The sequence below is a fragment of the Niastella sp. genome (assembly GCF_045805085.1).
Classification (GTDB): Bacteria; Bacteroidota; Bacteroidia; order Chitinophagales; family Chitinophagaceae; genus Niastella.
Genome location: NZ_JBJMLX010000194.1, coordinates 1 through 4,518, shown reverse-complemented (window position 1 = coordinate 4,518; position 4,518 = coordinate 1). Strand labels below are relative to the sequence as shown.

Sequence of the window (4,518 nt, the reverse complement as noted above, 5' to 3'; positions counted from 1 at the left end):
TCTATACCATTGCGCTATATGCACACAACGGTTGAAATGCTGCATAAGAGCGACATAGAGCAAACCATTCGCTTAATGTACGAAACATTATTGACGCTGACGCCCAAAACAAACTTAAGCTATCTGTAAAAATAAGCTGCCATGCGCTCAGGCAGCTCTTTGCCTGAGCCATTTTAAGCCAAAAAAGATACAAAACCCAAGGAAGAAGACCATTGAAAAAGTACTTATTATTCTAAAGACAAATTGTGAACGTCCGGTCCCGGTATTATCGCCATACACCGCATAATAAGGCTTTGGGTAAAATATTTTAATAAACCGTTCGAAGCTGCTTTTTGGGTTTTGTATTTTTAAAAAATCACTGAAATAGAAACGAAACGAATTGTTGCGGTGAAAATACCCCAGGGCCGTTGAGGCCACCTGGTTATAAGGTGTTTGAACAATACTATCTCCATTAAAATAACACGTTGTCAGATCAGGATCATTAATAGGATATTTTAACAGTCGCTGCACGTCTATAACATTCAAATACCGATCTCCTTTTTTAACAAACACCGTTTTTGCCAACAGATCAACATATGCCCAGCTGTTATATTCTTTCAGATATACCTCGCTAAACACATGCGTGCCGGCTGAAATACCAGCCCTTGTATTACCGCAATCGATGAGCCGGACCGGCACTCCCGCCCTGTTTGCAAAAAAACAGAAGATATTCGTGTAGATGCCGCACCATATTTTTGACCGGCCCGACTGGGCACATTTTAATTGATTTACCGGCGATAACTGCGACATAGAATCTGAAGGAACACCATCCATACCCTTAACCCGTTGCAAAATGAAATCCGATATTTTTAAAATGCGTTCGGGGGTAGTTTCGGCTGGCCTGATATGTATGGAGTCCCTTAAATAGTCATCGACCGCTTTTTTCTCCGTTTCAGGCTGATCATCATAACTAATTGCCCAATCGGTAATACTGTATAAATCATTGGGTGCAACAGGTACATTGGAACCGGTTATTTCGAAGGTTACGGTACTGCTGTTACCAAAAATGCGGTACAGGGAATCGGGCGTATTGTTTAATGTAAAAGTTACATACCCGGCAGCTTCATTGATCCTGATATTATATTCCCTGGTGCCCAGGAGTGGTTGAAACGTACAGTTTTCCGCCTTCCCTGTAGCCAATAAGGAATCTTTTTGGTAAACCCTGAAATCGTTCTGCTTACGAAGGGCTTTGCCAGCAAAAGCAATGGAAATTGAACCGTTTTTGTTATCGGTCAGGCAGGTGATTCGTGTTTGTTCCTTTGTTTCGTACAGCTGATTATAGCCTGGAAGGTCGGCATACGAATAATCCATTTTTTTCCTTGCAAACCAATTCGACATTGCCACCAAAAGAAAAAGCAGTAAAAAGCTTATAAACCCTTTTCTCCAGGCCTTCCTACTACCAGTTATTTTTATGATCATTTTGGGAAAAATACTATCCAGGTTGAAAAAACGTTTTATTAGATCGAGAAAATTAAATATTTTTTTTCGTTCTGATATCTTTTTTACTTTTATTCCCAAATTTTAAAAGTGTTAGCCAAAATCTTTTTGATGTATATAGATCCGGGCAGTGGCAGTTACCTTATTCAGGTAATTATTGCCGCTATATTAGGAGCATTGTTCTACTTTAAAAATATATGGTGGAAGGTAAAGGCTTTCTTCTGGAAGCCTAAAAAAGAAGATACTGAGGGAGAGGATATCGCTAAATGACAACCTATACACGCCATCCTTCCTCATTTAAAGACCCCTCGGGTTTTGTATTTGAATCGGAAGGGAAAATATACCGGCAGGTAAATCAATTTTACGCCGCGCAATACCGTCAGCTGCTGGACTCAGGTTTGTACAAACAGCTGGTTGACCGCAATCAACTTATTGCCCATGAGGAAGTGGCAGACAATAAAACGGGTATGTCGGAGTGGTACACTACCCTGCTTCCCGAACCCATTTCCCCTATCAGCTATCCCTACGAATGGTGTTTTGAACAGCTGCAGGATGCGGCCCTGCTCACGCTTTCCGTACTAAAAACAGCTTTACAGCATGGCATGATCCTGAAAGATGCCACGCCCTACAATATTCAATTCCACAAGGGAAAGCCGGTATTTATTGACACGCTTTCGTTCGATACCTACGATCCCAAACAACCCTGGATCGCGTACCGGCAGTTCTGTCAATGTTTTCTGTTCCCTTTATACCTGGAACATTACCTGAAAACAGATATTCAAAAAATACTCAGCACCTATATCGATGGCATTCCGGTTGATTTTGTGGCTAAGCTGTTGCCGTTAAAAAGCCGTTTGAGCCTGGGTGTATGGTTGCATGTGTACCTGCAACACTCGGCTACCACCAGCCCACGGGCCAACAACAAACACACTGCCGCCACATTCAGTAAAAAGAAACTGCTGGATGTGATCAGCCATCTTACCAACATCATTACCAACTTCCCGGCAAACAAAACGTATAAAACAACCTGGAGCAATTACTACGAAGACACCATTCTGAGTAAGGAATATTTGCAGGAGAAAGAAAAGATCATCCGGGAGTTTTGCCAGCAAACCAATGCCCGCAGCGTGCTGGACCTTGGCGCTAATGATGGGTATTTCTCGCGGTTATTCGCCAGCCACAATATGCAGGTAATAGCCACCGATTCAGACAACCGGTGTATTTCAAGGCTGTACCAGGAGGTAAAGCAAAAAAACATTCAGAATATATTGCCATTAATGTTGGATATAGCCAACCCCTCCCCCGCCATTGGGTTTCACAACCAGGAACGGGCTGCATTTCACGATCGCATTAAAACCGATTTGGTAGCGGCGCTGGCCCTTGTTCACCACCTGGTTATTGGCAAGAATATCTCGATGCCCGTACTGGCCGACTACTTTAACGACATTGCGCCTGAACTGATCATTGAATTTGTGCCGAAAGAAGATGAAAAAGTGAAGCAGATGCTGGCAACCAGGCCCGATACATTTGTCGATTACGATCAGGCCAATTTTGAGCAATATTTTTCAAAATACTTTGATACTCTTGAGAAGAAGGCTGTAGTGGGTACCAGCAGAACCTTATACAGAATGAAAAGAAAATAGCCTATGTTTTCAAAACTGCAGTCGTATGCTGTTTACCTGATCTTACTCCCTGTATTTTTTGTACTACACGGCTACCTCGAAAATTATGGTTTTATCAGCCCGGGCGAAGGTGCCTTGTTAGCCCTTGTTTATACGGCAGGTTCCCTTGTGGTGGCAGTAATATGCTGGTTGTTCCTTCGCAATATACCCAAAGCAGCGCTGGCGGCCTTTTTGATAATGGCCAGCTATTTTTTCTTTGGCGTCCTATTTGATTTTTTAAAAGCACATGCTGCGCCTTTTTTCAGCAAATACATCGTACTGTTTAGTGTATTCTTCATACTGGTTATTGCTGTTATTGTATACCTGAAAAAGACCAATAAATCCTTTAAACGGCTTACAGTGTTTTTGAACCTGCTGTTAATCTTTTATATTCTTGTTGATGTTGGTAGTCTTGTGTCAAAAAACTTTCGCCCTAATGATCCCGGGTTATCAGTTTACTCATTTGCAAAGAACAATACCTATCAGCCGTGCGACAGCTGTAATAAACCCGACATTTATTTTCTGTTAATGGATGCGTATGCCAGCACCGTGGCCCTGGCGCAATGGTACCAGTTTCATAACCACCTCGACAGTTTTCTGTTACAAAGAAAATTCAGCATCCAGGCCCACAGCCGGTCCAATTATAATTTCACGCCCTTCTCAATGGCCTCCATCCTGAATATGTCGTATTTACAAGGTATAGAGCATCCAAAGCAGGTAACCCTGAATGATTATAATAACTGCGAAACGCTGATCCGTAATAACGAAGTGATAAAAAAACTGAGTGCAGCGGGTTATGATATTGTGAACTACTCCATTTTTAACCTGGCCGGGCACCCTTCCCTTGTTGAACAGGACTTTCTGCCCCTGAACACCAGGTTAATCACTGAACGAACGATGTTGGCTTACATCCGCAGAGATATTGGGTGGAAGCTGGCCAAGTGGTACCCGTTTAAATGGTTTTGGGCTGGTGACATTATGAACATGAATAATAATAACCAGCGGTTCATTGAACTGGTAAAAACAAGCGCGGCTATCAAAAGCACCCGGCCGCGTTTCGTGTACGCCCATTTTTACATGCCACACAATCCCTTTTATTACGACAAAAACGGCAACCTGAAAGATATAGTCACCATTACCCGGGAAAACACCAGCTTTCCCATTTCGGCTTACCTGGAATATGTAACTTATGCCAATAGCCGCATCAGGGAAATGATAACCGCTATTCAGCAACAGAACCCTTCGGCCGTGATCATTCTTATGGGCGACCATGGCCACAGGGAGGTCACCAGGGAGGCTTTTCCTGCTCGCTTTTTTCAGAACCTGAACGCGGTGTATTACCCGGATAACGATTATAAAGGGTTGTACGACAGCATCTCAG

Annotated in this window: 5 protein-coding genes; 4 read left to right on the top strand and 1 reads right to left on the bottom strand. The window is 42.9% G+C overall.

Going from position 1 to position 4,518, the window contains the following annotated elements; all coding sequences use genetic code 11:
- Positions 1-9 precede the first annotated feature (9 nt).
- Positions 10-129, top strand: coding sequence for a hypothetical protein (locus tag ACJ751_RS09960; protein ID WP_407745339.1), 120 nt, complete (start codon positions 10-12; stop codon positions 127-129).
- Between the two features lie 18 nt (positions 130-147).
- On the opposite strand, the gene ACJ751_RS09955 is transcribed toward ACJ751_RS09960, so the two are convergent.
- Positions 148-1,350, bottom strand: a complete 1,203-nt coding sequence (locus tag ACJ751_RS09955; RefSeq protein ID WP_407745338.1) for a hypothetical protein — start codon at positions 1,348-1,350, stop codon at positions 148-150.
- Between the two features lie 237 nt (positions 1,351-1,587).
- Here ACJ751_RS09955 and ACJ751_RS09950 point away from each other — a divergent pair, with 237 nt between their 5' ends.
- The 3 genes from ACJ751_RS09950 to ACJ751_RS09940 form a co-directional block, all read left to right on the top strand.
- Entirely contained in the window at positions 1,588-1,746 is a 159-nt protein-coding gene (locus ACJ751_RS09950) for a hypothetical protein (RefSeq protein ID WP_407745337.1), read from the top strand.
- Positions 1,743-3,119, top strand: coding sequence for a hypothetical protein (locus tag ACJ751_RS09945; RefSeq protein WP_407745336.1), 1,377 nt, complete (start codon positions 1,743-1,745; stop codon positions 3,117-3,119). Before ACJ751_RS09950 ends, ACJ751_RS09945 begins: the two co-directional genes overlap by 4 nt.
- A 3-nt stretch (positions 3,120-3,122) precedes the next feature.
- Positions 3,123-4,518: sulfatase-like hydrolase/transferase (locus ACJ751_RS09940; protein ID WP_407745335.1), on the top strand; the 1,396-nt coding region annotated here is incomplete at its 3' end.

Excerpts from the sequence above, each read along its gene's own strand:
- ACJ751_RS09955 (WP_407745338.1), bottom strand. The coding sequence starts at position 1,350 with ATGGATTATTCGTATGCCGACCTTCCAGGCTATAATCAGCTGTACGAA.
- ACJ751_RS09950 (WP_407745337.1), top strand. The coding sequence starts at position 1,588 with ATGTATATAGATCCGGGCAGTGGCAGTTACCTTATTCAGGTAATTATT.
- ACJ751_RS09945 (WP_407745336.1), top strand. The coding sequence starts at position 1,743 with ATGACAACCTATACACGCCATCCTTCCTCATTTAAAGACCCCTCGGGT.